Source organism: Metabacillus idriensis, from assembly GCF_050483325.1.
GTDB classification, from domain to species: Bacteria; Bacillota; Bacilli; order Bacillales; family Bacillaceae; genus Bacillus_P; species Bacillus_P idriensis_A.
This window is the reverse complement of sequence record NZ_JBCMYF010000007.1, coordinates 15126-40775: the sequence shown is the minus strand read 5'-3', so window position 1 is coordinate 40775 and position 25650 is coordinate 15126. Positions and strand designations below refer to the sequence as shown.

28 protein-coding genes and 1 pseudogene are annotated in these 25650 nt (G+C 41.2%); 21 read left to right on the top strand and 8 right to left on the bottom strand.

The window, feature by feature from the left end; genetic code table 11:
- Nucleotides 1-21 precede the first annotated feature (21 nt).
- Both ABEQ24_RS04665 and ABEQ24_RS04660 read right to left on the bottom strand, forming a co-directional pair.
- Nucleotides 22-153, bottom strand: a complete 132-nt coding sequence (locus tag ABEQ24_RS04665) for a DUF3941 domain-containing protein (protein ID WP_430005685.1) — start codon at nt 151-153, stop codon at nt 22-24.
- 53 nt (nt 154-206) lie between these two features.
- Nucleotides 207-1067: a DegV family protein gene (locus tag ABEQ24_RS04660; RefSeq protein ID WP_430005684.1), complete on the bottom strand. Its 861-nt coding sequence runs from the start codon at nt 1065-1067 to the stop codon at nt 207-209.
- Nucleotides 1068-1265: 198 nt separating this feature from the next.
- Here ABEQ24_RS04660 and ABEQ24_RS04655 point away from each other — a divergent pair, with 198 nt between their 5' ends.
- Nucleotides 1266-2108 carry a YitT family protein gene (locus ABEQ24_RS04655; protein WP_430005683.1) on the top strand — a complete coding sequence of 281 codons (843 nt, stop codon included), beginning with the start codon at nt 1266-1268 and terminating at the stop codon, nt 2106-2108.
- Between the two features lie 14 nt (nt 2109-2122).
- Nucleotides 2123-2599, top strand: coding sequence for a BsuPI-related putative proteinase inhibitor (locus tag ABEQ24_RS04650; RefSeq protein WP_430005682.1), 477 nt, complete (start codon nt 2123-2125; stop codon nt 2597-2599).
- A 454-nt stretch (nt 2600-3053) separates the two neighbouring features.
- Here ABEQ24_RS04650 and ABEQ24_RS04645 read toward each other — a convergent pair whose 3' ends face one another.
- From ABEQ24_RS04645 to ABEQ24_RS04635, 3 genes are all read right to left on the bottom strand, one after another.
- On the bottom strand, nt 3054-3368 hold the full coding sequence (locus tag ABEQ24_RS04645) for a DUF3813 family protein (RefSeq protein ID WP_430005681.1): 315 nt from the start codon (nt 3366-3368) through the stop codon (nt 3054-3056).
- Nucleotide 3369: 1 nt separating this feature from the next.
- Nucleotides 3370-3519 carry a hypothetical protein gene (locus tag ABEQ24_RS04640; RefSeq protein ID WP_165970965.1) on the bottom strand — a complete coding sequence of 50 codons (150 nt, stop codon included), beginning with the start codon at nt 3517-3519 and terminating at the stop codon, nt 3370-3372.
- A 109-nt stretch (nt 3520-3628) separates the two neighbouring features.
- Nucleotides 3629-4441, bottom strand: coding sequence for a Cof-type HAD-IIB family hydrolase (locus ABEQ24_RS04635; protein ID WP_430005680.1), 813 nt, complete (start codon nt 4439-4441; stop codon nt 3629-3631).
- Nucleotides 4442-4556: 115 nt separating this feature from the next.
- On the opposite strand from ABEQ24_RS04635, the gene ABEQ24_RS04630 reads away from it, so the two are divergent.
- The 9 genes from ABEQ24_RS04630 (at nt 4557) to argF (ending at nt 15593) form a co-directional block, all read left to right on the top strand.
- Nucleotides 4557-5336: an alpha/beta fold hydrolase gene (locus tag ABEQ24_RS04630; RefSeq protein WP_430005679.1), complete on the top strand. Its 780-nt coding sequence runs from the start codon at nt 4557-4559 to the stop codon at nt 5334-5336.
- A 55-nt stretch (nt 5337-5391) separates the two neighbouring features.
- Nucleotides 5392-5700, top strand: coding sequence for a metal-sulfur cluster assembly factor (locus ABEQ24_RS04625; protein ID WP_430005714.1), 309 nt, complete (start codon nt 5392-5394; stop codon nt 5698-5700).
- A 521-nt stretch (nt 5701-6221) separates the two neighbouring features.
- Nucleotides 6222-7259 (top strand): N-acetyl-gamma-glutamyl-phosphate reductase, encoded by a 1038-nt coding sequence (argC, locus tag ABEQ24_RS04620; RefSeq protein WP_430005678.1) that lies wholly within the window; start codon nt 6222-6224, stop codon nt 7257-7259.
- Between the two features lie 11 nt (nt 7260-7270).
- Nucleotides 7271-8497, top strand: a complete 1227-nt coding sequence (gene argJ, locus ABEQ24_RS04615) for a bifunctional ornithine acetyltransferase/N-acetylglutamate synthase (protein WP_430005677.1) — start codon at nt 7271-7273, stop codon at nt 8495-8497.
- Nucleotides 8498-8507: 10 nt separating this feature from the next.
- Entirely contained in the window at nt 8508-9287 is a 780-nt protein-coding gene (gene argB, locus ABEQ24_RS04610) for an acetylglutamate kinase (protein ID WP_430005676.1), read from the top strand.
- Complete coding sequence (locus ABEQ24_RS04605) at nt 9284-10444, top strand: acetylornithine transaminase (protein ID WP_430005675.1); 1161 nt, start codon at nt 9284-9286, stop codon at nt 10442-10444. The genes argB and ABEQ24_RS04605 overlap by 4 nt, the downstream gene beginning before the upstream one ends.
- 73 nt (nt 10445-10517) lie before the next feature.
- The gene (locus tag ABEQ24_RS04600) at nt 10518-11567 is read left to right on the top strand and encodes a carbamoyl phosphate synthase small subunit (RefSeq protein ID WP_430005674.1); all 1050 of its coding nucleotides are present in this window, start codon (nt 10518-10520) and stop codon (nt 11565-11567) included.
- Nucleotides 11560-14643, top strand: a complete 3084-nt coding sequence (locus tag ABEQ24_RS04595; protein WP_430005673.1) for a carbamoyl phosphate synthase large subunit — start codon at nt 11560-11562, stop codon at nt 14641-14643. The genes ABEQ24_RS04600 and ABEQ24_RS04595 overlap by 8 nt, the downstream gene beginning before the upstream one ends.
- Nucleotides 14640-15593 (top strand): ornithine carbamoyltransferase, encoded by a 954-nt coding sequence (gene argF, locus ABEQ24_RS04590; protein ID WP_430005672.1) that lies wholly within the window; start codon nt 14640-14642, stop codon nt 15591-15593. Before ABEQ24_RS04595 ends, argF begins: the two co-directional genes overlap by 4 nt.
- Nucleotides 15594-15663: 70 nt before the next feature.
- Here argF and ABEQ24_RS04585 read toward each other — a convergent pair.
- A pseudogene (locus tag ABEQ24_RS04585) lies at nt 15664-15825 on the bottom strand (undecaprenyl-diphosphate phosphatase); the annotation flags it as partial.
- A gap of 218 nt (nt 15826-16043) precedes the next feature.
- Between ABEQ24_RS04585 and ABEQ24_RS04580 the strand changes: the two are divergent.
- Nucleotides 16044-16223: a YjzC family protein gene (locus ABEQ24_RS04580; protein ID WP_070879204.1), complete on the top strand. Its 180-nt coding sequence runs from the start codon at nt 16044-16046 to the stop codon at nt 16221-16223.
- A gap of 71 nt (nt 16224-16294) precedes the next feature.
- Here the strand turns inward: ABEQ24_RS04580 and ABEQ24_RS04575 are convergent, their stop codons facing one another.
- Nucleotides 16295-16480, bottom strand: a complete 186-nt coding sequence (locus ABEQ24_RS04575) for a YjzD family protein (RefSeq protein WP_070879203.1) — start codon at nt 16478-16480, stop codon at nt 16295-16297.
- A 203-nt stretch (nt 16481-16683) separates the two neighbouring features.
- On the opposite strand from ABEQ24_RS04575, the gene ABEQ24_RS04570 reads away from it, so the two are divergent.
- From ABEQ24_RS04570 to ABEQ24_RS04555, 4 genes are all read left to right on the top strand, one after another.
- On the top strand, nt 16684-17415 hold the full coding sequence (locus ABEQ24_RS04570; protein ID WP_430005713.1) for a hypothetical protein: 732 nt from the start codon (nt 16684-16686) through the stop codon (nt 17413-17415).
- 89 nt (nt 17416-17504) lie between these two features.
- Nucleotides 17505-18359, top strand: a complete 855-nt coding sequence (locus ABEQ24_RS04565; protein ID WP_430005671.1) for an NAD-dependent epimerase/dehydratase family protein — start codon at nt 17505-17507, stop codon at nt 18357-18359.
- Nucleotides 18360-18478: 119 nt separating this feature from the next.
- Nucleotides 18479-19429, top strand: a complete 951-nt coding sequence (locus tag ABEQ24_RS04560; protein WP_430005712.1) for a BMP family ABC transporter substrate-binding protein — start codon at nt 18479-18481, stop codon at nt 19427-19429.
- Between the two features lie 14 nt (nt 19430-19443).
- Nucleotides 19444-19629 carry a ComZ family protein gene (locus ABEQ24_RS04555; protein WP_430005670.1) on the top strand — a complete coding sequence of 62 codons (186 nt, stop codon included), beginning with the start codon at nt 19444-19446 and terminating at the stop codon, nt 19627-19629.
- Between the two features lie 114 nt (nt 19630-19743).
- Here the strand turns inward: ABEQ24_RS04555 and ABEQ24_RS04550 are convergent, their stop codons facing one another.
- Nucleotides 19744-20001 (bottom strand): hypothetical protein, encoded by a 258-nt coding sequence (locus tag ABEQ24_RS04550; protein WP_430005669.1) that lies wholly within the window; start codon nt 19999-20001, stop codon nt 19744-19746.
- A 166-nt stretch (nt 20002-20167) separates the two neighbouring features.
- On the opposite strand from ABEQ24_RS04550, the gene ABEQ24_RS04545 reads away from it, so the two are divergent.
- From ABEQ24_RS04545 to ABEQ24_RS04525, 5 genes are all read left to right on the top strand, one after another.
- Nucleotides 20168-21100, top strand: coding sequence for a beta-ketoacyl-ACP synthase III (locus ABEQ24_RS04545; RefSeq protein ID WP_430005668.1), 933 nt, complete (start codon nt 20168-20170; stop codon nt 21098-21100).
- Between the two features lie 37 nt (nt 21101-21137).
- A complete protein-coding gene (fabF, locus tag ABEQ24_RS04540; RefSeq protein ID WP_430005667.1) occupies nt 21138-22379 on the top strand; it encodes a beta-ketoacyl-ACP synthase II in 1242 nt (413 codons plus the stop codon).
- 191 nt (nt 22380-22570) lie between these two features.
- Nucleotides 22571-23356: a DUF2268 domain-containing protein gene (locus tag ABEQ24_RS04535; protein ID WP_430005666.1), complete on the top strand. Its 786-nt coding sequence runs from the start codon at nt 22571-22573 to the stop codon at nt 23354-23356.
- Nucleotides 23357-23568: 212 nt separating this feature from the next.
- Nucleotides 23569-24555, top strand: coding sequence for an ABC transporter ATP-binding protein (locus ABEQ24_RS04530; RefSeq protein WP_430005665.1), 987 nt, complete (start codon nt 23569-23571; stop codon nt 24553-24555).
- Nucleotides 24552-25568, top strand: coding sequence for an ABC transporter ATP-binding protein (locus tag ABEQ24_RS04525; protein WP_430005664.1), 1017 nt, complete (start codon nt 24552-24554; stop codon nt 25566-25568). The genes ABEQ24_RS04530 and ABEQ24_RS04525 overlap by 4 nt, the downstream gene beginning before the upstream one ends.
- The last annotated feature ends 82 nt before the right edge of the window (nt 25569-25650 follow it).

The following is a 25650-nucleotide window of genomic DNA, read 5'->3' as shown; positions in this document are numbered from 1 at the left end:
AGCGAATTTCGCTGCTGTTTTTTATATATGATCTGTTTTTTTAGAATATTGTCTTTCGCCTTTTTGGCGGTTTTTCTCGCGCATCATGTTTCTTTCGTGTTCTTTGGCATTATTATCTTTTGCTTTTTTGTCGTTATCGCTCGTATGCGGCATCATAAAAACTCCCTTTTTTAAAGATAAGTTTATGTTGCCCTGTATGAATAATATTATGAGATCGGTTTGTTTAAAAAGAAAATGGCGATTGTGCCTGGTCCAGAATGTGCGCCAACTGAACAGCCGACGGTGTTGATAAATACTTCTTTCGGGTGAAATTCCGATTCAATCATGGCTTTTATTTCGCTCGCAGAGCCTATATCGTCCCCATGACTGATGGCGATTGTCTGGTTTTCAAGATCTGAGCCGCGTTCTTTCATAAGTTCAATGACCCGGCGGTAAACTTTTTTCTTGCCTCTTAATTTTTCAAGAGGAATCAGCTTGCCGTCTTCAACATGAAGCAGAGGTTTTATGTTGAGAAGACCGCCTACAAATGCGGATGCTTTACTGATTCTGCCCCCTCTTGCTAAATATTCAAGGTTATCAACAGTGAAAATGTGTTCTGTATGCTCACAAAAATCCTTTACAGACGCTTTAATTTCATGTAGAGTGATTCCTTTACTGGCAAGCTCAACTGCATGTTTAACTGCGAGTCCAAGCCCGAGGGAAGCGCATTTGGAATCAACGATGGAAAGCTCAAAGTCAGGATATTCCTCTTTGACTTCATTCCCGATCATAACAGCTGTCTGATAGGTTCCGGAGAGTTCGGATGAAAAAGCAACATATAGTGCAGGTACTTGTTTTTTCGCAAGTTCAGTAAATGTCTCTTTTACATCAAGTGGAGAGATTTGAGTCGTTTTAGCTATTTTCCCTTCTCGCATCGCGTCATATACTTCTTTAGGGGAAATCGTGACTAAATCGCGATAGTCATTTTCCTCTATATGGACACCTAGAGGGAGAAGCGCTACGCCGTGTTCCTCATAAAATTCAAGCGGCAGATCGCTTGCACTGTCGGCGATGATATGTACAGTCATTTTGACACCTCAATTCATCTGGTTTTCCCCGTAAAACGGGATTTTAGCCTTATATATAGTTCTAAATTAGCACTTAGCCAAAAAGAAGTAAAGAAAGTTAGTTTGCCCTAAATAGACAATATTTGTATTGATCTGCAAGAAATAGGGGTAAATCAGAAATACTATCAATATCTTATAGCCCGGGAGGATTTTCTGCAAATGGTTTATGAAGAAGTGAAAAAAGCGATTGTCGTTATTTTTGGAGCGCTGCTGAATGCTGTCGGCCTGAATTTATTCATGATTCCAGCTGATGTTTATGCGAGCGGTTTTACCGGAATCGCCCAGCTCTTATCAAGTGTTATTAAAGAATATACACCTTTATACATATCCACAGGGGTCCTGCTGCTCTTGCTTAACATTCCGGTAGCAATTCTGGGCTGGCAGAAAGTCGGGAAGTCGTTCACTCTGTACAGTGTTCTTAGTGTAGCAGCGACCACACTATTTTTATCGATTGTCCCTTTATATCCATTATCAGAAGATATCCTGCTCAATGCAGTCTTTGGAGGCGTCATTGTTGCGATCGGTGTAGGTATTACACTTAAATACGGTGCATCAACAGGCGGACTTGATATTGTAGCGATGATCCTTTCAAGAATGAAGGATAAACCGGTTGGCACTTATTTCTTTATTTTAAACGGAATTATCATTTTTACAGCCGGATTGCTTTATGGCTGGGAAAAAGCGCTTTATACCCTTGTCACTCTGTACGCATCTACAAGGGTCATTGATGCCATTCATACCCGCCATGAAAAATTGACAGCTATGATCATTACAAAAAAAGCGGATGATCTAAAAAAGGCAATTCATGCTAAAATGGTTAGAGGCATTACATTGGTTCCTGCTAAAGGAGCTTTTACTAATGAGCAAAAGGACATGCTGATGATTGTGATCACGCGCTATGAGCTTTATGATTTAGAAAAAATCATTAAGGAAGTTGATCCAAAGGCATTTACAAACATCATTCAAACAACAGGAATCTTTGGTTTCTTCCGCAAAGAATAGGAGACGTGCAGGATATGAAAAAGCTTGTATTTATTATGCTGGGCTTATTATTTCTTGTCGGCTGCGGTCAAACTGCTGAAAAAAAGGATGAAGCGGAAGAGGTGTCAGGTGACGTGGAGACAAAAGGTGTGCAGTTATCTGTTGAGACAAAAGAGGATGCTGGAGTTGTTCAGATTAACATCACAGTGAAAAATCATACAGATGAAGAAAAAAACTTCGAATTCTCATCCGGCCAAAAGTATGAAATCATCATCACAGATCCGAGTGGCGCAGAAGTGTACAAGTATTCCAAAGGCAGAATGTTTACACAGGCCCTGCAATATATGACCCTGCCCCCTCACGAGAGCCAAACCTATCAGGAAACGTGGGATATGAAAAGCGCCGGGACAAAGCTTGAAGCAGGTGAATACACAGTAACAGTGATGTTTGCCGGAAAAGCAGATGGTGTTAAACGGCTTGAGCAAAAGCAGAAATTTACAGTTTCCGAATAGCGTGAAAAGCTGCGGGTAAAACCGCAGTTTTTTATATTGATCAGAATATATATTTAGGCTGTTTTCGCATAGATTGTTGTTTTTGATTACCCTCTATAAATTTGTTTATTGTGCAGAATCAAATGCACGCTATGATTCCACCTTATTGGTTTTTGCCTTGTATAGGGGAATCAACCGCATGCTTTGTTTCCACCATTTTGGTTTTTTTCTGTAAGGTGGAATCAACCGCATGCTTTGTTTCCGCCTTTTTGGTTTTTGCCCTGTAAGGTGGAATCAACCGCATGCTTTGATTCCACCTTTTTGGTTTTTGCCCTGTAAGGTGGAATCAACCGCATGCTTTGTTTCCACCTTTTTTGGTTTTTGCACTTTAAGGTGGAATCAACCAATTTCCTCTTACCAGCATAAAACAAAATCCCCCGAAAATGATTTCCAGGGGGTTTTGTTTTCACTTTAGCTACATATTCTTCAGTTCGTCCTGAAGCTCGCTCAGCTGCTTTTGTTCTTCAGGAGAAGCATTTGCAAAGGCGGACATGAGTGCACCTTCTGCTTTTGCTTTTGCATCCGCATCTGCGCCTTGGTGGCTGTGCTGTGCGCCATTTTGGCCCTGATGCTCACTTGAATATTGATTTTGCTGACTGTCATCATGCCCGCTGTATTGATTTTGCTGATGATGATCATGCTTGTTATGATCGTCATTCATCTTGCCGCTTAAAACCTCGCCTGCTTTTTCAACGGCTTTTCTTGCTGCCTGAAATAGTTGATTGCCCATCTTAAAAGCCTCCTAAAGAGGATTTGTCTGCCATTTGAGCTTTGCGCTCTTCTGACTCAGCCATTGTTGTGTGATAAGGGAAACGTTCATCATGTTTCGAAACGGAATCTTTACCTTGCTGTACAAAGCGTTTAGATTTATTACTGCTCATGCGAAATTCCCCCTAAATGATTAATTGCTGACGCTGCTGATGCGTCCTTCCTAGTTTGTCTCAACTCTCACGGTTATATGGATGGTAATCTTCACTAAAAAAGACGCCTTTATAGTGACAAGGCGTCCTTTAAATAAATGGCAATGCCATCTTCTTCATTTGTTTTCGTTTCTCTGTTCGCAACTTTCTTGAGTTCAGGTATGGCATTGCCCATCGCAACACCCTGCCCTGCGTATTTAAGCATTTCAAGATCATTGTCTTCATCACCGAATGCAATAATTCTTTCGGCGGGAATGTTGTACGAATCAGCAATTTTCTTTAATCCAACGGCTTTATTCATTCCGTGCTTGATGATTTCAATGACATGCCAAGGTGCAGCCCATCGTCTGTGATCAACAAGCTCAGCATGAACATCGGATAAATACCTGCGGATATTGTCCACTTCTTCCTCAGTTGCATGAATAAGAATACTTGTTACATCATCCCCAAGATTTTTCCGCAAATCTCCTACCGTGATGTCAGATGAGTTCATTGTGAAAATATCAAGAAGCTTTTCGTCGTGATAATGAAAATAAACATGATCCATTACTTCCGCAAGAATGTTATTAACGTTGTGTTTTTCGCACACTTCAACGATTTGCTTTACAACATCAAGTGATAGAGTCGTATGATATGCTCCCCACTGATCATCTTTTGGATGATGGACAAATGCTCCGTTGAAGTTGACAATCGGTGTATCGAGCCCAAGCTCCTCATAGTACATCGAGCTTGCACGATACGGGCGTCCTGTTGAAATGCAGACAACATGTCCTGCTTCTTTTGCTTTTTTTATGATTTCTTTTGAATAGGCAGAAATCGTTTTATCATCTTTTAATAAAGTACCATCTAAATCAAGTGCAATTAAATAAGGTTTTGTTGTCATAGAAGCTCCTTTATTCTTTGAAATAAAAAACAAGTCCCATTATCAGTGTATCTTTTTTCCAAGATTATTGTCTACATGTTACACTTATGATAATAAAAAAGAGGGGGCATAAAACATGATCGCTGTTGAAAAAATGAATGCAGCCGGTATTCCATTACTTCATGTGGTAAAGGATTCTGCCAAAAATGATAAAACGCCGTTTGTCATTTTTATCCACGGTTTTACAAGCGCGAAAGAACATAACCTGCACTATGCCTACCTGCTTGCTGAAAAAGGTATTCGTGTTGTGCTGCCGGACGCCCTTCATCACGGAGAAAGAAACGAAAATCTTGCCGGACTTGAGTTAAATATGCAATTTTGGAGCATTGTAATAAATGAAATCAATGAATTGCAGATCATTAAGGACTATTTTGAAAATGAAAAACTGATTGATCCCGATCAGATCGGTGTTGCAGGAACTTCCATGGGCGGTATTGTGACACTTGGTGCTTTGACCCAATACGAATGGATTAAAGCAGCTGCAAGCTTAATGGGAAGTCCTTATTATGAACAGTTTTCCCGTCAGCAAATACAATATATACAGAAGATGGGCATTAAAGTTCCGCTGACGGATGAAGAGCTTGAAAAGCACTTCTTAAGTCTGCAGGCTTATGATTTGAGTATACATACAGAAAAGCTCGCAGCCCGTCCATTATTATTCTGGCACGGCAAAAAGGATCAGGTTGTACCTTTTGATCCGACTTATACATTCTTTGAGGAAATCAAATCGTCCTATGAGGAAAAGCCCGAATATCTGAAATTTATTGCGGATACCAATGCAGATCATAAAGTTTCACGCGAAGGGCTGATTGCTGCCGTCGACTGGTTTGCCGATTTCTTGACTGAAAGCAAATAATTTCAGGTTGCTGCTTAGTTTCGATATACTTTGCTATGAGGAGTGATTGATTATGATGGATGAAGCACTTAAAGAAAATATGTATGGAGCGCTTGAGCTTGTCGTTGACCCTGAGCTTGGTGTTGATATTGTAAATCTGGGACTTGTTTATGATGTGGAACTTGACGAGAACGGTACTGCGATTGTAACAATGACACTGACTTCAATGGGCTGTCCGCTTGCAGGCACAATCATCGATCAAGTAAAAACAGCCTTGCGTGATATTCCAGAAATTAAAGAAACAGAAGTAAATATTGTCTGGAATCCGCCATGGACAAAAGACCGAATGAGCAGAATTGCAAAAATTGCATTAGGTGTACAGTGAAATAGTTAGATCCCGGTTCTTAAAAGGACCGGGATTTTTTTTGCGAGCGTTTATAAGATAACTTCTGAAAAAACTGATAGATGACTCAAAATATTAAATGAATCCTTGTAGCCGTAAAAACCGGAGATCAGTTTATGATGAAGAGTGGCCGAATGATTCCGCATTCAACTGAAAGAGCGCGAAAAAGAGGAATTAAAAGCGTACTATGATTCCACAATCAATGAAATGAGCGCGAAAAGAGGAAACAACCGCATGCTATGATTCCAAAATCGCGGCTAAAACCCCCAAAAGTGTCCTTAATGAGTACACAAACCCCAAGACATGAAGAAGGTACAAATATAATTTTAATAAAGTTGCCACTCCGATCAAATACGTTAAACTCTATCAGCTCGCACTGAGCAGCCGGACACAATCAATTAATCTGAAAAATTTCTAAATATACAATTGATTTTATTTTTATGCAGTATTATAATGGGTACTAATTCAAATAAACGAACGATATAAATTAAAGGGTGATTCAAATGAATGTAGGTATTATAGGTGCAACGGGCTATGGGGGCAATGAGTTATACCGCCTTCTCACAAAACATCCAAAAGTGGATAAATGTATCTTATATACATCTTCTGAAGACGGAAAGGCATACAGGGAATCTTATCCTCATTTGACTGGGATAAGTGATGAAGTACTTGTCAGCATAGACAGCGCCTCAATCGACAAAGAGGTTGATGTCCTGTTTATGGCCTCACCGCCTGGAGCTGCTGCAGAGATTTTGCCGCAAATCAACTTAGCGCAGGTAAAGATCATTGATCTGTCAGGAGATTTAAGATTAAAAGATTCTGATTTATACGAAAAATGGTATAAACGAAAGGCTGCAGATCAGAAGATTGTGGATGAAGCGGTTTATGGTCTTTCTGAGCTGAATAAACCAGCCATTATGAACGCATCCATTCTTTCAAATCCAGGCTGCTTTCCGACAGCGTCAATTCTTGGTCTTGCGCCGGCTGTCTCTAATCATTTGATCAATGAATCTTCCATTATTATTGATGCAAAAACAGGAGTATCGGGTGCAGGGCGAAAAGCCGGCATCGGTGTTCATTACTCAGAAGTTAATGAAAATCTGAAAATCTACAAAGTAAATGGTCATCAGCATATTCCTGAAATTGAACAAGCGCTCCACCTGATGAATGAAAACATATCGGCCATTACCTTTCAGTCACATTTGGTTCCAATGACAAGGGGAATCATGGCAACCATCTACGCGGATACAAAAGGACAAATGAGTTCAGAGGAATTACTTGCATGCTATCAAGCTTATTATAGAGATTCCTATTTTGTCAGAGTCAGGCCGCAGGGAGAATTTCCCTCGACAAAAGAGGTTTTCGGTTCCAATTTTTGTGACATCGGCCTTTCTTTTGATGAACGGACAGGAAGAGTCACAATCGTTTCGGTGATTGATAACTTGATGAAGGGCGCTGCAGGTCAGGCCGTGCAAAACTTTAATATGATGAATGGATTTGAAGAAACAATGGGACTTGAACTCACACCGCTATATCCATAGGAGGCTGAATTATGCTTAAAGTAAAAGAGTCCACCGGGCTCCGCAAAATAGATGAAGGATCAGTTACATCACCAGCAGGATTTACAGCAGATGGGGTACATACCGGACTGCGATATGCTAAAAAGGATTTAGGCGTTTTAATAAGCGAAGTTCCCGCAAGCTGTGCTGCGGTTTACACACAAAGTCATTTTCAGGCAGCTCCGCTGAAAATAACACAAGAAAGCATTGAAATGGATCATAAACTGCAGGCGCTTATAGTGAACAGTGCGATTGCCAATGCATGTACAGGAGAGCAGGGATTGAAAGATGCGTATGAGATGAGGGCATTGTGCGCAAAGTCTTTTGCATTAAAAGAAGAGCATGTGGCAGTAGCTTCTACAGGTGTTATCGGTGAATATTTAAAAATGGACTGCATCCGGAATGGTGTTGAGGAAATTTCTCCATCAAAAGACGGGTCACCAGAGTTCCAAGAAGCGATTTTAACGACGGATACAATGACGAAGAAAACATGCTATGAAATGATGATTGACGGAAAAAAAGTAACGATCGGCGGCTGTGCAAAAGGGTCCGGGATGATTCATCCAAACATGGCGACCATGCTTGCATTTGTTACAACAGATGCCGCTGTGGAAAGCAGTGTTCTGCAGGAGGCTCTCAGTGAATTGACGGATGTTTCATTTAATCAAATTACAGTTGACGGCGAAACCTCAACGAACGATATGGTTTTAGTGATGGCAAATGGATTGGCTAATAATGAACCTCTTACTTCAGGGCATGATGATTGGGATACCTTCAAGCAGGGCCTAAAGCTTGTATGCGAAGATCTTGCAAAGAGCATAGCAAGGGATGGTGAAGGCGCTACGAAGCTGATTGAAGTGACAGTCGAAGGAGCAGCAACTGATGAGGAAGCACGAATTACGGCAAAAAAAGTGGTCGGATCAAGTCTTGTCAAAACAGCCATTTATGGTGCTGATGCAAACTGGGGAAGAATTATCGGTGCAATCGGCCACAGCAGCGCAGAGGTGAATCCTGATAAAATCGGCATCTTTTTAGGTGATCAATGTCTGTATCATAATGGTCAGCCTCAGAATTTTTCTGAAGATAAGGCAAAAGAAGTACTGGAAAAAAACACAGTGAATATTCATATCGACCTCCGGATCGGAAACGGAGAAGGAAAAGCCTGGGGCTGCGATCTGACATACGATTATGTCAAAATTAACGCAAGCTACAGAACGTAAGGAGAGGACCATGAGCAAAGTTGTCGTATTGAAATGCGGAGGAAGTATAGTTGATGAACTGTCAGAGCCATTTTTCGGAAGTCTGCACGAGCTGAAAAAACAAGGATATAAAGTCGTCATTGTCCACGGCGGAGGTCCTGCGATCAATAGCGTTCTCCAAAGCATGAACGTTGCGACGGAGTTTATCAACGGACAGAGAAAGACAACTAAGCAGGTCCTGGATATCGCTGAGATGGTGCTCGCAGGCCAAATCAATAAACAAATTGTAAGGGCTCTGGAACAAAATAACCTCACTTCTGCTGGAATTGCAGGTTCTGATGGCGGAATACTGACAGCTGATTTTCTAAATGAGAAAGAACTTGGATATGTAGGACAAATATCAAACGTCCAAATCCATCTGATAAAAACACTGCTTGATGGTGATTACATTCCTGTTATTGCTCCGATTGCGAGAACAGAAGATCATCAGACACTTAATGTCAACGCAGATACAGCAGCAGCTGCTATAGCAAGTGCACTTGGTGCTAAAAAACTGCTGTTTGTCACAGATGTACCAGGTATTTTAAAGGAAAAACAAGTGATCAATCATACTACGCCCGATGAAATTGAAGAGTTGATTGGCGCAGGAATTATTAACGGCGGGATGATTCCGAAAGTGCAGGCTGCGATCAGGTCATTGTCTCAATCTTTAAAAGAAGTGATGATAGTCAGCGGCCAGTCAATGTTTGTTGCAGAACAATCCATCTTGGGAACAAAAATTACCATGAAAAAGGAGGCTGCATTTAAATGAGTCATGTATTTCCTACATATGCACGCTGGGATTTGGAGATAAAGGAAGCGAGCGGCTCGGTCGCGACGGATCAAAACGGCAAAACTTATCTTGATTTTATCTCAGGAATTGCTGTTTGTAATTTAGGCCACGGAGACAAGGATGTGCTGCAGGCGGTTCAAGATCAGCTTGATAAAGTCTGGCACGTATCGAATCTTTTTCAGCATCCATTGCAGGAGGAAACAGCTGAGATTCTTACAGCCAGCTGCTGCTGTGATGCAGTGTTTTTTTGCAACAGCGGGGCAGAAGCGAATGAAGCTGCGATAAAGCTTGCGAGAAAGCACACGGGCAAAACGAAGATTGTTACTTTTAAGCAATCGTTTCATGGCAGAACATTTGCAGCGATGTCTGCTACCGGCCAGGCGAAAATTCATGATGGCTTTGGACCGTTATTGCCGCAATTTGAATACTTGCCTTTTAACGATATGGAGTCTCTAGACCAATTAGACGGAGACGATTATGCTGCGATTATGCTTGAAGTTATTCAGGGAGAGGGCGGAGTTGTACCGGCAGAAGCTGCATTTTTAGAAAAAGTGAAAGAAACATGTGCACGGCTCGGCTCACTGCTGATTGTTGATGAAGTCCAAACAGGCATTGGACGTACGGGTCTGCCATTTGCTTATCAGCATTTTAAAATAGAGCCTGATATTATTACAGCAGCCAAAGGACTCGGCAGCGGATTTCCTGTTGGAGCCATGATTGGAAAAAAAGAGCTGATTGCATCCTTTCAGCCGGGTTCACATGGAACGACATTTGGAGGGAATCCGCTTGCGATGGCAGCAGCTAGAGCAACGCTCACAAAGATCTTTCAGCCCCAATTCTTACAGGAAGTTGCTAAAAAGTCAGAAAAAATGGCCGAAAAGCTAGAAGCTGCATTGCTTGATGCGCCTGCTGTAACAGAGATTAGAGGAAAAGGTTTCATGATCGGCATTCAATTAAATCAGGACTCAGCCCCAATTATTACGGAACTGCGAAACAATGGGTTATTAACACTCCCTGCAGGTCCAGACGTCATCCGGCTTCTTCCTCCGCTCACTGTATCAGCGGATGAAATAAATGAAGCGGTTGGGATTATAGAAAAAACGATTAAACATGCAGAAGTGACAGTCAGCCGGTAACATAAATTTTTTTAATGCTAAATGTATAAATATACTCTAATATAAATAAAAATTCATTACGAGGTGAATGAAAATGAGCGGTTACCTGCTTCTTGAGGATGGCACCAGCTATAAAGGAAATTTGAACGGCGAAGACAGTGAAGGAGAGATCGTCTTTTACACGGGCATGACAGGCTATCAAGAGGTGCTTACTGACCCGTCGTATCAGAATCAGATCATCGTGTTTACTTATCCTTTGATCGGAAATTACGGCATAAATGCAGTTGACTTTGAGAGTGAGAGACCTCAAGTAAAAGGTGCCGTTTTTTATGAATGCTGTGAACATTTCTCTCATTATGAGGCCGCTTATAGTGTCAAAGAGTACTTGGACAAATGGAATGTTCCATATATCAGTCATGTGGATACAAGGTCCATCGTCAAGCAAATCCGCAAAAATGGAACGATGAAGGCACAGCTATCGGCTGATGATTGTAATGAAATAAAACAAAGTAAAGCAACAAAAAAATTGCCAGCTATTGAAAAGGGAATCACAGTTCGCGGAGAAGGATCTATTCACGTTGCCTTGATTGATTTCGGATTCAAAAAATCAATTTTGCAATCGTTTCTGAAGAGAAACTGCAAAGTAACGATTATTCCTTATACAGAACTGAATCAGCTTGCGCATATTCAGCCTGATGCTGTTGTTCTATCAAACGGGCCAGGCGATCCAAAAGACCTTGAAACCTATTTGCCGGCTATAAAAAAGATTGCGGACAGCTATCCAACGCTCGGCATTTGCCTTGGGCATCAACTTATTGCCCTTGCTTACGGAGGAGATACGATGAAGCTGCCGTTTGGACATAGAGGAGCAAATCATCCTGTTTCGGATCAGAAAAAAGGAAAGGTCTTTATGACTTCTCAAAATCACAGCTATGTGGTGACGTCAGCACATCATAAAGTGTTTGGCGTCAGATTCATCAATGTGAATGATCAGTCGGTTGAGGGCATGTTTCATCAGACACTTCCGATTCTGTCCGTACAATTTCACCCAGAAGCCCATCCCGGACCTGCAGAAAGTGAATATATCTTCGATGAATTTCTGGAAATGGTTCTAAACACAAGGAGAGAAATGGTTTATGCCTAAACGTCATGATATAAAAAGCATCCTAGTAATCGGTTCTGGCCCAATTATCATTGGCCAGGCTGCAGAGTTTGATTATTCAGGGACTCAAGGCTGCATTGCCTTGAAAGAAGAAGGCTACAAGGTCATTCTTGTGAACAACAATCCGGCAACGATAATGACGGATCATCAATACGCAGATGAGGTCTACTTTGAACCGTTAACGGTAAAAAGCCTCACGAAAATAATCGAAAAAGAAAAACCGGACGGCCTGCTTGCAACGCTTGGCGGTCAAACCGGACTCAATTTGGCTGTGAAACTTCATGAGGCCGGAGTTCTGCAAAAACATAATGTGCACGTTCTGGGTACATCTGTTCGATCGATTCAAATGGGAGAAGACAGAGAAAAGTTCAGAAAGCTGATGTATGACCTGAAACAGCCTGTACCTGCAAGCGAAATTGTAACTGGTGCAGATGAAGCACTGGCATTTGCAAAGGAAATCGGCTACCCGATCATTGTCCGCCCTGCTTACACACTAGGCGGTAAGGGAGGCGGGATTGCTGATGATGAAAAGGCATTAATTGATTTGATGAAAAGCGGATTAAGTGCAAGCCCGATTCATCAATGCCTGGTGGAAAAAAGCATTGCCGGATTCAAAGAGGTTGAATACGAGGTTATGAGAGATGCAGCCAATACGTGTATCACTGTATGCAATATGGAAAACATCGATCCTGTCGGGATTCATACAGGGGATTCTATTGTAGTGGCACCTTCACAAACGCTGACTGATCACGAATATCAAATGCTCCGGAGTGCTTCGTTAACCATCATTTCAGCTTTGAATGTGGTTGGCGGCTGCAACATCCAGTTTGCTCTTGATCCGGTCAGCAAGCAATATTACGTTATTGAGGTCAATCCGCGTGTCAGCCGTTCTTCAGCTCTTGCATCAAAAGCGACGGGGTATCCAATTGCTAAGATTGCAGCAAAGCTTGCAGCCGGCTACACATTAAGCGAACTGAAAAATCCATTGACACAGTCAACCTTTGCAAGCTTTGAGCCTGCTCTTGATTATGTGGTCGTGAAATTTCCAAGATGGCCTTTTGATAAATTCAAAGATGCCGACCGCACACTTGGCACGAAAATGAAGGCAACCGGTGAAGTGATGGCGATAGAAAGAAATCTAGAAGCAGCTATTCAAAAAGCAGTATCATCACTTGAACTCGGAAATGTCGGAATTTATTTTGATGAAATATCAATGCTGTCAGATCTTCAACTATTAAACATAATAAAAAAAGCTACAGATCAGCGGTTTTTCGCCATAATAGAGCTGTTAAGACGAGGGGAAAGCCTAAATGTGATCCATGAGGAAACAGGAATTGATTATTATTTTTTAAACAGCTTTCTCTCACTTGTCACATTGGAAAAAGAGCTTAAATCCATGACCCTGCACGAAATCACAAAAGACTTCCTGTCCTATGCAAAAGAAAAAGGATGTTCTGATCAGTACATCTCACATTGTTTAGATGAAAAGGAATCTGCTGTAAGAACGCTGAGAAAATCACTCGGCATCACTGCTAAATATAAAATTGTTGATACATGTGCAGCGGAATTTGAAGCGAGAACCAACTACTATTATTCAACTTATTTCGGAGAATGCGAACTTGAAAAAGCTGCAAATTCCAGAAAAAAAGCACTGGTACTTGGATCTGGCCCCATCCGCATCGGACAGGGAGTTGAGTTCGACTACAGTGCTGTGCAGGGAATTCAAGCCTTGCAAAAGCTGGGGTTTGAAGCAATTATGATCAACAATAATCCTGAAACTGTCAGCACGGATTTTGAAACAGGTGATCGTCTGTACTTCGAACCGCTGACTGTTGAACACGTTTTGAATGTCATTGAGGCTGAACAGATAGATGTAACGATTGTCCAATTTGGCGGCCAAACGGCAATCAATCTTGCAGCTGAACTTGAAGAAAATGGTGCACTCCTTCTCGGAACAGATTCAGAAACCCTTGATATCCTTGAGGAACGGGAGAAATTTTATCGCCTGCTAGACAAAATAGAAGTCGCGCATCTGCCCGGCACAACTGCTCATAACGCAGATGAGGCCATCAAGGAAGCAGACAAAATCGGCTATCCTGTTCTAATCAGACCTTCATACGTTATTGGAGGAAAAGGAATGATTGTCCTTGAAAATAAAGAGCAGCTTAAGAGGCAGGTTCAAAAAGCCGGAAATCAATCGTTTCCAATCCTGATTGATCGTTATGTGACAGGTCAGGAAGCAGAAGTGGACCTCATTGCAGACGGGGAAAGCATCCTCATCCCTGCAGTGATGGAGCATATTGAGCCAGCTGGTGTGCATTCAGGAGACAGCATGGCGATTATTCCTTCCAAGAATATAAGTGACAAACTGAAGCAAGACATGCATGATGCGGCTCAAAAAATTGTGAAGCATCTAGGCTTTAAAGGAATCATGAATATCCAGTTTCTGATTCAAGACGAAACGCTGTACGTACTTGAAGTCAATCCGCGGGCAAGCCGGACGGCCCCGATTGTCAGCAAAGTGATGGATGTACCGATGATTGAACTTGCTTCAGGAATGCTGAATGGAGAAAAGCTCACACATTATTATATAGAAAAAGAAAGACCCTATACGGCTGTGAAATATCCCGTTTTCTCTAGTCACGCTCTTCAAAATGTAGACCTTAAGCTAAGTCCTGAAATGAGATCAACAGGGGAAGGGATGTGCCTTGCACCTACATTAAAGGAAGCCCTCGGCAAGGTATTTGATGAAGATCGCGATAAGAGCAGCATCAGTGTTTTTATGGATGCAGCAGATTATACTCTGATCCAAAAAGCAGAAGCAGCTGGACTGAAAACCGAAACGGAATGCTTTCTGAAATGGGCTGAAACGGTAGAGAACGGTGTGTTTCTCAGTCTGAAAAATGAAGAATCGAAAGAAAAACGGCTGCTTGCTGCTGAGAAAGGAATCAAAGTTTTTTCAGATTCCGCATCTTTTATGGCTTATTTAAAAGCGGCATCTGACTATAAGGTTTATTCAATAAGAGAACTGACACGAACGGGAGTGAACATGATATGAGTTCGGTAAAATTGGCGCAGACTAAATCATCCGCATTATTAGGAAAAGATTGTTTGACCCTGCTTGATTACACGACTGAGGAAATCCTGCATCTTGTTGAAGAAGGAATCCATATGAAGAAATTTCCCATTCAATCGATTTTGTCCGGGAAAATATTGGCGATGATTTTTGAAAAATCGTCAACTCGGACACGTGTTTCATTTGAAGCGGGCATACAGCAGCTTGGAGGGAGCGCGCTCTTTTTAAGCAGTCAGGATCTTCAATTAGGCCGCGGGGAAAGCATTGGTGATACAGCAAAAGTCCTGTCAGGGTATGTAGATGCTATTATGATCCGGACATTTGAACATGAAAAAGTAGAGGAGCTTGCCCTCCATGCGACAATTCCAGTTATTAATGGATTAACAGACACATTTCATCCGTGCCAGGCACTTGCAGATTTAATGACGATTTTCCAGCTGAAAAAAACGTTTAATGGCATAAAGGTTGCATATGTCGGCGATGGAAATAATGTGGCGCACTCTTTATTAATTGCATGTGCAAAGGTTGGAATGGATGCGGTCATCGCTCATCCGGAAGGGTACGGTCCAGATCCGTCCGTAATGGGGAAAATCGCTGAGATCTGCAAACAGACAGGAGCTGTCATCTCTGCCACAACGGATCCAGAAGAAGCTGTTCATCAGGCAGATATTGTGTATTCAGATGTATGGACGAGCATGGGACAGGAAAAAGAAAATGAAATACGCCTTACTGCATTTAACGCTTATCAAATAAACGGAGAACTAATGAGCGGTGCAAAAAAAGACAGTCATTTCCTTCATTGTCTGCCGGCTCATCGCGGCGAGGAAGTAACAGCAGAAGTAATTGACGGAAAACAATCAGCCGTTTTCCAGCAGGCGGAAAACCGTCTCCATGTTCAAAAAGCCCTGCTGAAGGAACTGCTGATTGGATAAATCACATCTGAGAAAATTTTAAAGGCATATGAAATAAAGCATGGATCAAAAGATAAGATCCATGCTTTTTCTAAGCAAAAAATAAAACAAGCGGTCCGGCAATGAAGCAATAAAACGCAAAGTACTTCAAATTCCCTTTTTCCATAATGCCCATAAACCATTTTAGTGAGAAGTAAGACATGATCAAGGAACCGATAAACCCTGCTGTATAAGGCATTAAAAGCTCGCTGAAATGTTCATCGGAAATCAGACCCATGAAATAAACCGAGCAGTAAATAGTTAAAAATTAAATATACTTCATCCATTTTTGTCCTCCTATCTTCTGAGGTCACTACCATTAAACTATAGGGAAAAAAACGTGTAAAGGATAAATTTCGATTCAGCTTTACATGTATTTAGAGGAGATTTGCCATACTACATAAAGAAGGAACCTTAAGGAGGGATCTTATTTTGGGGCAGCAGCATCGCTTTAAATCAGGTCAAAAAGCACCTAATAATGGCATCTACGTAGAAGTTGGGGAAACAGGCTCAATGGTCAAAAATCCTCAAAAAATAAAGCTTCAGGCAGGAGATCATTTCCCTGAAACGTCAAATGATGACCGCCACTGGACGTATCAAAGAAAACCATAATCGTGAAATCCGAAAAAAAAACCCTACTATTTATAGTAGGGTTTTTTATGTGCAGAGTCGAAAATTAGGTATTAATGATGTCCCTCTGCAGATCGGTCAGGCACAACTTCACCGAGTATCAGGATGAGAACGGTTGCAACAACAGCAAGAATTGAAGCAGTAACAAAGTTATATGCAACACCTGTCATTGAAGAAACGACGTAAGCCATCATTTGCATTAATAAAAACGTCCAAAAAAATGTCCAAAAATAGCGCAATCTGTTCACCTCATTCTTCAAACAATTCTATGTCCATATTATCATACATAGATTGTGGAATAAAAGCTTTATTTACACTGAAAGTTGACTATTTCATGAACGTTCATTACTGACTAATTAGGCGAATATCCATTCGCTTTCACAAGAACGAACATATCTTATATAAAGTGCTCAAAGTACGAAAGAAAGGTGGTGGGCAAATGATGGGAATTACAAAGCGTTTATTTCAGCTTGAATCAGAATGGAACATTATCCATTACCCTTATAAACCAAATGGATTCGGTGTCTTTATCTTTGGTGACAAAACACATTTCGTCGATTGCGAAACGAGCTTTTGGCAGCAGCATTACGGCAGAAACCAGCTGATGTCAATCTTGCTTGATGCAGGTTATACCGTTTTTACTTCTAACCTTTATGGTGCAAACTGGGGAAGTCCTAAAGCACTGAGTCTTGCACAGAAGATTTATCATATAATCATGAAAAAAGAAATTCTGAATGAGCGGGTTCATATTCTTTGTGAAGGAATGGGGGCGCTGATTGCAAAAGATTTTATGAAGCTTTCTAATGAAAAAATCCGCTCTGTCGCAATGTTTAATCCATGCCTGAACCTTCAAGCCCACCTTGAAAAAGAAAGAGAAAACATGTTTTTTTATAAAAGGCTGACAAAAGAAATTGCGCAGGCATATGAAATGGATTCAAAGAAAGTAAAAGACCACTATTTTCAATCAAGTTTTGACCGCACTGCCACACCTGTTCATATATGGCAGAGAATGAACAGCATTACTTACCCTTACCAGGATCACAGTAAAATCTACGAAGACTTCAGAAACAAAGAAGGCTCCCCTATCGACTTAACCTTTCATCTTGCAGACAATCAATACAGACTGAATCATTCCGTAGTGAAATTCTTCAAAGAAAATGAAAAAATTTTATAAGCGGAATCGTCCTGATGGTATATAGGACGATTCTTTTGTGTTCAAATGCTGCATACCATACTATAACGCTTCCCAAAAGGAGGAAATAGATGATGAGAAAAGCATTGATCGCAGGTTTTGGGCAATTTGTCGGTTTTGCTCTATGCAGCCGCCTGCTTGAAGATGGCATCGGGGTTGACGGATATATGAATACTTATAAAGATGATCAGGAACAAAAAATTGCGGATGAAAAAATGATGCTGATCGGCAGAAACGCTTTGTTTGAAACTATCTCTTCAATCAAAGAAGCGAAAGAAAATGATGTGATTTTTTATTGCATCCAGGATCCCACTGATAAGCAGAATAGGCACGATTCAACATTATTAAGGGATTGTGCAGATTTATCCATTAAGCGAAAAATACCATTTATTCTTATATCATCTGCTGAAGTTTTCAATGAAACCCAAGAGAAAATTGAAAAGGATACGGTTCCCCATCCTGCAACAGAAAACGGCAAGGCCCATCTGCAGCAGGAGTCAGAGATCCGTGAGCTTTTTGGTGAATCAAATTTGTATAAAATTGTAAGATTTCCCGGTCTTTTTGGTCCGTGGCAGCCTGAAACAAGCTTTATTCATCAATCCATTATTTCAGACTTGACTGGAAAAAAATCTGAGATTGAAGCAAAAGAAGAAAAAAGAGATATCCTCTTTATTGATGATGCCGTAAGCACGCTATTGGAAATTGCAGAGGCGCATCCTTATAAAGAATCTGTTGTTCATCTCTCGTCTATGAAGGAAGGGCAGTGGAGCAAAATCGCTCAATTATTTTCAGAAAAAGCAGATCGAAATCTTTCTTATAAGTTATCGAAGGATATCATATGTCAAGTTGAAGCTAGTGTTTCTCTAGAAAGAGGCATACAGATTCAAACAGAATGGATCAAGCAAAACCTGTATATTTACCAATAATTTTAGATAAAATACAAGTTTTATTCGTTATTGGGAAATATATCCTTGTGCGATGAAATGGTTACAGTCTAAAATATAGGAGGAATCATGACTTGCACAAGCTAAAGGAGCTGCTTGGAATGCTGAAGAAAAGTATTCTTTTTGCCATGTGCCTTTTTTTTCTGACAGGATGCGGACAACCCAGGCAGAACGAACTTGAAAAAGTGGGTTTGCTTGTCCCGGATACAATCAGTGATCAAGTATGGGGCACAAAGGGATATAAAGGATTATTGAAAATACAATCACGGTACGGTGTTGATGTTTTTTATAAAGAAGGCATGAATAATCAGGAAGTAGTCAGAGAAGCAGTAAAAGAGCTGTCGGGAAAAGGCGTTAATCTAATTTTCGGCCACGGCAGCGAATATGAAGTGTACTTTGAAGAATTGAATGAAGAATATGAAGATATTCACTTTGTTTTCTTTAATGGAGAGGCTGATGGAGACAATATGACAAGCCTTAACTTTGACTCAAATGCCATGGGTTTTTTCGGGGGAATGATTGCCGGCGAAATGACAAAGACAAATAAAGTCGGGATCTTGGCAGCATATGAATGGCAGCCTGAAATTGATGGCTTTTATGAAGGTGCGAACTATCAGAACCCTGATGTCGAAGTAGATATCCGATATGTTCAAAGCTGGGATGATGTAAAAACCGCCCTTAATTATACAGATGAATTGATTGCTGATGGCATAGATGTTGTATATCCTGCAGGCGATGGGTATAATGTACCTGTCATTGAACGCATAAAAGAAAATGGCCTGTATGCAATTGGCTTCGTTTCCGATCAGTCAGATCTTGGCGAAACAACTGTCCTCACAAGCACCATTCAGCATGTAGACCGTTTATATGAGCTTGTAGCCGAAAAATATTCAGTTGGTGAGCTCGAAAGCGGAAATCTGTATTTTGATTTTCAGGACGATGTCATTGAACTCGGCAAATACAGTCCGAGTGTGGACAAAGCTTTTCAGAACAAAATGAGGGAACATATTGAAACATACAGGCAGACAGATAAACTGCCTAATCAACTATGAAAAGGGGAATACATATGAGTCATGAAACAAAAACGTTAGAATTTATGCAAATCGCCATGAAATATCTTCCAGAAGCAAAAGCTAAGCTTGATGAAGCAGGCATAGAAATTACCGCTGATCATCTTCAGCCTATGATGGAACTTCTCACAAAAGTTATGAATGATGCTTATGAATTAGGAAAAAATGAGGCAGGTAAATAAATATGAAAAATCCACAGTGTATATGAACCTGTGGATTTTTTTAAAAGACAACTCGCGGATTGATCCCTCTTGACCGGCACTCATAAACAGAATATCGTCACATCGAACTCCAGTTTATTTTAATTTTTGTTTGAAATAGTCCAAAATCGGAGAAAACTCTTTTACGACTGGCTTTAATTCTTTTAAAGAGTCCATAATCGTATCAATCTGCATGAGAAGCTGAAATAAATCTGTCTCTGACTGAGGTTCCTGCTCATCTGGAGCGGGGTCTCTTTCAGCTTCCTTCTGCTCTGTGCTACGCTCTCTTTTATCACCAAACATGAAGGATGAGAAGAAATCTCCGGACTCTTCATATTGTCTTTTTTCGCTCACCATAAACACCTCGCTTAACCTTCTTTATTAGTACTGTATGTTTTCTTTTATAACTTGTACGGGGCATTTGCACAGATTTTTGATTGAAATTTTAAAAAAGATAGGATAAAATTAGTACCAGGTAATAATAATTGATTCTAAATATAGGATAAAAGGAGCTGCGTATATGAGTGCAGGGATTATTGGAATCGGACGGTATAATCCAGAACGTGTTGTAACAAATGCGGATTTGGAGAAAATAATGGATACGTCAGATGAATGGATACGCACACGGACTGGGATTGAAGAGCGAAGACTTGCAGATGACGAAACAGATACTTCAGATATGGCTTATTATGCCGCCGAAAAAGCGATTGAAAATGCAGGTCTGACTGTTGAAGATATAGATATGATTCTGGTCGCAACGGTCACCCCTGATCAGCCTTTCCCATCTGTAGCTTGTATGCTTCAGGAGAAACTGGGTGCAAAGAAAGTAGCTGCCATGGATTTGAGTGCTGCATGTGCAGGCTTCATGTACGGATTGATTACAGCGCAGCAATTTATTGAAACAGGCGCTTATAAAAATGTTCTAGTTGTAGGTGTAGAAAAACTTTCAAAAATCACTGACTGGGATGACCGGAATACAGCTGTTCTCTTTGGAGACGGAGCTGGTGCGGCAGTTGTCAGTTCAGTTACAGCTGGAAAAGGATTCCTTGCGTTTGAACTTGGTTCGGACGGTTCTGGCGGAAAGCATTTGTATCAAAGTGAAAAGCTAATAATGAATGGCCGTGAAGTCTTTAAATTTGCTGTCAGACAAATGGGTGAGTCGAGCGTAAATGTGATTGAGAAGGCAGGATTGAAAAAGGAAGATGTTGATTACTTGATTCCACATCAGGCCAACATCCGGATCATGGAAGCAGCCAGAGAACGTTTAGAGCTGCCGGTGGAAAAAATGTCAAAAACGGTTCACAAATATGGCAATACTTCTGCGGCATCGATTCCGATTTCACTTGTAGAAGAAATCGAAGCAGGAACAATAAAAGACGGAGACGTCCTTGTAATGGTTGGTTTTGGCGGAGGTTTAACCTGGGGAGCCATTGCCATGAGATGGGGCAGATAATAAATATTACAGCGAGTGAAAGGTATGGTGTTTATAAATGAGCAAAAGGCGAGTTGTCATTACGGGTATGGGAGCAATTACTCCAATTGGAAATGATGTTGCATCAACATGGGAAAGTGCGGTAAATGGAAAGTCCGGCGTCGGACCGCTGACCCGCATTGATTCAAATGATTATCCGGCGAAGGTAGCTGCTGAAATAAAAGATTTTGATGTTGAGACATTCATGGATAAAAAGGAAGCAAGAAAAATGGACCGCTTCACTCAGTATGCGGTTGCTGCATCATTTATGGCAGTTCGCGATGCGAACCTTGAAATTACTGATGAAATCGCTCCCCGCACAGGAGTGTGGATAGGGTCTGGAATCGGCGGTATGGAAACGTTTGAAAATCAGTTTGAAACACTTCTTACAAAAGGCGCAAGACGTGTAAGCCCATTTTTCGTCCCTATGATGATTCCTGATATGGCAGCAGGCCAGGTTTCAATCGCTTTGGGCGCAAAAGGCTTTAATTCTTGTACAGTGACAGCATGTGCAACAGGCACAAACTCCATTGGGGATGCTTTTAAAGTCATTCAGCGGGGCGATGCAGATGTTATGATTTCCGGAGGAACTGAAGCGCCGATTACAAGGATGGCATTTGCCGGCTTCTGTGCAAGCAAAGCTTTGTCTACGAATCCGGACCCTGCTACAGCAAGCAGACCATTTGATGCAAATCGCGATGGATTTGTTATGGGTGAAGGAGCAGGCATTTTAGTCCTTGAAGAACTTGAGCATGCACTTGCCCGCGGTGCAGAAATTTATGCAGAAATCGTTGGCTACGGAGCAACAGGCGATGCTCATCACATTACAGCTCCAGCACCAGGCGGCGAAGGCGGAGTCCGTGCGATGAGAATGGCGATGGAAAACGGCGGACTCTCACCTGAAGACGTTGATTATGTGAATGCACACGGAACAAGCACATCCTACAACGATAAGTTTGAAACGCTTGCCATCAAGGAAGTATTCGGAGAGCATGCATATAAGCTTGCTGTTTCTTCTACGAAATCAATGACAGGCCATTTGCTCGGTGCTGCGGGCGGAGTTGAAGCGATTCTTTCGATTCTTGCAATTAAAGAAGGCATCATCCCTCCAACGATTAATTACAGCGAAAAAGATCCTGAGTGTGATCTTGACTATGTGCCAAATGAAGCAAGAAAAGCCGAAGTGAATGTGGCACTAAGCAATTCACTTGGATTTGGCGGACACAACGCAACGATTATCTTTAAGAAATACGAGCAGTAAAACTGAAAAGTCAGCTTAGCTGGCTTTTTTTGTTTGAAGAAATAAAAATCACGAAAAGTCATGCCTGGACTTTCGCGATTTCATATCTGCCATACCCTGAGCGGGCCTGCACTTTTCTTAGTTCAGGTGCCTATCCTTTCACTTCCTCAAACACTCCTACATAAGATACGGCAGGAGGGAGGGAAGTTTCCATGACTGTCATCAACACAAGTAAGTGGCTTGAACACTCAGCAGATCATATTAAAATCTGCGAGCGTCTAAAACCTTACTTTCATAAAAGCAATCCAGAGGAAATCAGCAAATATCTTCATTCATTTGGAATGTTCAAAGGCGAGGCGACTGGTGAGAGTCTGTATGAAGATTTAAAGAAAAACAGCGTTTGGGAATTTGTAAAAAAGGATGAAGCTGCATTAAAAAAAGAGTGGGACGGACCGGATGTGCCGATTTTTATTTTGCCTGCAGATGCAGGGAACCGGAAAATGAAAAATGAATATGGCGGGAAATCAGGACTTGCCTTTCACGATAAACTTTTTTTGTTTCTATCGGATAACAGCAAAAAAGAGATTCAGACCATTCTTACACATGAGTACCATCATGTTTGCAGACTTGCAAAAGATCCTAAAAAAGAAAAAGACTACACATTGATTGACGCTGTGATTCTCGAAGGACTCGCAGAGAATGCCGTGCGTGAGCGGATGGGTACGGAATATACGGGCTCATGGACAAAATATTATTCAAATGAGCAATTGACTAAATTTTATCAGACAATTATAGAGCCTAATGAGACTATCACAAGAGATTCACGCAAGTTCTCCCAGCTGATGTTTGGAACCGGCTTTTATCCCAAAATGCTTGGCTATGCTGCAGGTTATCACATGGTGAAATGTTACATGGAGATGACAAAAACGAATATAAAAGAATTATTCTCTGTTTCTTCAGAAGAAATAGTGAAAAAGTCATCCATTAAACCCAAATAAGGGTTTTTTTGTTGGTATTTTTTCCTATTATTGATTGTATTATTAATATAAAGTTACATTATTTTAAAAATTAGCTTGATTTTGTAAAACTTTTGTAATACTATACAAATATATATTTTCTGACTATTCTATTTATAAAGAAAGTTAAGATGATTTATAAAATTAAGTTTTTCGAGCGGTTTATCTTTTACATCATAGGGCGGTGAAGGGTATTGTCAGTACTGTTGGAAGTGAAAAATCTAAAAACCTATTTCTACAAAAAGAAGCAGGCTGTTCCGGCTGTGGACGGTGTTGACTTAAAGATACATAAAGGCGAGACGGTTGCATTAGTAGGAGAATCTGGTTCAGGTAAAAGCATCACTTCTTTATCGATTATGGGACTTGTTCCTAGCCCGGGCGGCAAAATTGTTGATGGAGAGATCTTATTAAACGGCAAAGATTTGGTGAAGTTACCTGAAAAAGATTTGTGTAAAGTCCGCGGAAATGATATATCGATGATCTTTCAGGAGCCAATGACATCTTTAAATCCTGTTCTGACAATCGGCGATCAGATTACAGAAGTGCTGATGTATCATCAAAAACTTCCAAAAAATCAGGCTGTAAAAAAAGCAATTGAATTACTTAGATTAGTAGGTTTCTCCCGAGCTGATGAAATCATCAATGATTATCCCCATAGATTATCAGGCGGTATGCGCCAGCGAGTCATGATCGCCATTGCCATGAGCTGCAATCCGAAACTGCTGATAGCAGACGAGCCTACAACAGCACTGGATGTAACAATTCAGGCCCAAATTCTTGATTTGATGAAGGATGTCAGTCAAAAATTTGACACTAGCATTCTATTAATCACTCATGATCTTGGTGTTGTATCTGAAATTGCAGAGCGGGTTGTTGTTATGTACTGCGGTCAGGTAGTAGAAGAAGCTTCTGTGGATGACTTGTTCAATGAGCCGCTTCATCCATATACACAAGGATTAATGGAGTCTATCCCTTCTATTGATGGAGAGATAGAAAAGCTGAATTCAATTCCAGGGAACGTTCCTACCCCTGATAATCTCCCGGCAGGCTGCAGATTTGCACCGAGATGCCCGAAAGCATTTGACAAATGTTTCAGCTCACTTCCCGCACTCACGGAAAGATCAGCTCATCGCTCTGTCCGCTGCTTTTTATACGATGATGAGGAGGCCGCTGTTCAATGAAAGTAGTAGATGCAGAAGTAAAATCACCGCTGCTGAAACAGGATGAAACGATCCTTCAGCTGATAGATGTTCAGAAGCACTTTCCAATCAAATCAGGTTTTCTGCAGCGTACTGCCGGACATGTAAAAGCAGTAGACGGCATTAATTTAACTGTAAAAAAAGGTGAAACCATCGGTATAGTGGGAGAATCAGGCTGCGGAAAGTCTACAGCCGGCAGAACCATTATCCGATTGTATGAACCGACCGGCGGCAAGATTATTTTTGACGGTCAGGATATCTCACATTTACCCGAAAGTGAACTCCGCAAAACCGTCCGGAAAAATATACAGATGGTGTTTCAGGATCCATTTGCATCGCTGAATCCAAGGAAAACACTCGGTTCCATTATTAAAGAACCAATGGATACGCATGGTTTATATAGAGGGAAAGAGCGAACTGAACGAGTGGAAGAGCTCCTTGAAAAAGTAGGATTAAACGCTTCATTCATAAACCGCTATCCGCATGAGTTTTCCGGAGGACAGCGGCAGAGAATTGGAATAGCCAGAGCCATCGCCCTGAATCCGCAAATGGTAATCGCTGATGAAGCAGTTTCTGCACTTGATGTTTCGATTCAGGCTCAAATCATTAATCTGCTTGAAGATCTTCAGGACGAGTTTAACTTAACTTATATGTTCATTTCACATGATTTAAGTGTAGTCCGCCATATCAGCGACCGCGTTGGTGTTATGTACCTGGGAAAGATGATGGAGCTTGCAGACAAGAACAGCCTCTACTCAGAACCGCTTCATCCTTATACTCAAGCACTGCTGTCAGCTGTGCCGGTGCCAAGAAAAGCAGGACAGGCAAGAAGAGAGCGGATTGTATTAAAAGGAGAGCTGCCAAGCCCGGCCAATCCGCCTCAGGGTTGTGTATTCCACACTAGATGTCCGGCTGCAACAAGCGCATGCCGCGAAGCTGTTCCGCAATTTAAAGAAGTAAAGAAAAATCATTTTGTTGCCTGCCATTTATACTGATGGCAGGATCAGCATAAAATCAGCAACTTGAAGGGAGGAGATGGACCAACAATAATATGCATGTTAAGAAAACTAAAAATTC

Bases quoted from the DNA above. Each gene is read 5' to 3' on its own strand.
- ABEQ24_RS04665 (WP_430005685.1), bottom strand. From the start codon at position 153: ATGCCGCATACGAGCGATAACGACAAAAAAGCAAAAGATAATAATGCC.
- ABEQ24_RS04660 (WP_430005684.1), bottom strand. From the start codon at position 1,067: ATGACTGTACATATCATCGCCGACAGTGCAAGCGATCTGCCGCTTGAA.
- ABEQ24_RS04655 (WP_430005683.1), top strand. From the start codon at position 1,266: ATGGTTTATGAAGAAGTGAAAAAAGCGATTGTCGTTATTTTTGGAGCG.
- ABEQ24_RS04650 (WP_430005682.1), top strand. From the start codon at position 2,123: ATGAAAAAGCTTGTATTTATTATGCTGGGCTTATTATTTCTTGTCGGC.
- ABEQ24_RS04645 (WP_430005681.1), bottom strand. From the start codon at position 3,368: ATGGGCAATCAACTATTTCAGGCAGCAAGAAAAGCCGTTGAAAAAGCA.
- ABEQ24_RS04640 (WP_165970965.1), bottom strand. From the start codon at position 3,519: ATGAGCAGTAATAAATCTAAACGCTTTGTACAGCAAGGTAAAGATTCC.
- ABEQ24_RS04635 (WP_430005680.1), bottom strand. From the start codon at position 4,441: ATGACAACAAAACCTTATTTAATTGCACTTGATTTAGATGGTACTTTA.
- ABEQ24_RS04630 (WP_430005679.1), top strand. From the start codon at position 4,557: ATGATCGCTGTTGAAAAAATGAATGCAGCCGGTATTCCATTACTTCAT.
- ABEQ24_RS04625 (WP_430005714.1), top strand. From the start codon at position 5,392: ATGGATGAAGCACTTAAAGAAAATATGTATGGAGCGCTTGAGCTTGTC.
- argC (WP_430005678.1), top strand. From the start codon at position 6,222: ATGAATGTAGGTATTATAGGTGCAACGGGCTATGGGGGCAATGAGTTA.
- argJ (WP_430005677.1), top strand. From the start codon at position 7,271: ATGCTTAAAGTAAAAGAGTCCACCGGGCTCCGCAAAATAGATGAAGGA.
- argB (WP_430005676.1), top strand. From the start codon at position 8,508: ATGAGCAAAGTTGTCGTATTGAAATGCGGAGGAAGTATAGTTGATGAA.
- ABEQ24_RS04605 (WP_430005675.1), top strand. From the start codon at position 9,284: ATGAGTCATGTATTTCCTACATATGCACGCTGGGATTTGGAGATAAAG.
- ABEQ24_RS04600 (WP_430005674.1), top strand. From the start codon at position 10,518: ATGAGCGGTTACCTGCTTCTTGAGGATGGCACCAGCTATAAAGGAAAT.
- ABEQ24_RS04595 (WP_430005673.1), top strand. From the start codon at position 11,560: ATGCCTAAACGTCATGATATAAAAAGCATCCTAGTAATCGGTTCTGGC.
- argF (WP_430005672.1), top strand. From the start codon at position 14,640: ATGAGTTCGGTAAAATTGGCGCAGACTAAATCATCCGCATTATTAGGA.
- ABEQ24_RS04570 (WP_430005713.1), top strand. From the start codon at position 16,684: ATGGGAATTACAAAGCGTTTATTTCAGCTTGAATCAGAATGGAACATT.
- ABEQ24_RS04565 (WP_430005671.1), top strand. From the start codon at position 17,505: ATGATGAGAAAAGCATTGATCGCAGGTTTTGGGCAATTTGTCGGTTTT.
- ABEQ24_RS04560 (WP_430005712.1), top strand. From the start codon at position 18,479: ATGCTGAAGAAAAGTATTCTTTTTGCCATGTGCCTTTTTTTTCTGACA.
- ABEQ24_RS04555 (WP_430005670.1), top strand. From the start codon at position 19,444: ATGAGTCATGAAACAAAAACGTTAGAATTTATGCAAATCGCCATGAAA.
- ABEQ24_RS04545 (WP_430005668.1), top strand. From the start codon at position 20,168: ATGAGTGCAGGGATTATTGGAATCGGACGGTATAATCCAGAACGTGTT.
- fabF (WP_430005667.1), top strand. From the start codon at position 21,138: ATGAGCAAAAGGCGAGTTGTCATTACGGGTATGGGAGCAATTACTCCA.
- ABEQ24_RS04535 (WP_430005666.1), top strand. From the start codon at position 22,571: ATGACTGTCATCAACACAAGTAAGTGGCTTGAACACTCAGCAGATCAT.
- ABEQ24_RS04525 (WP_430005664.1), top strand. From the start codon at position 24,552: ATGAAAGTAGTAGATGCAGAAGTAAAATCACCGCTGCTGAAACAGGAT.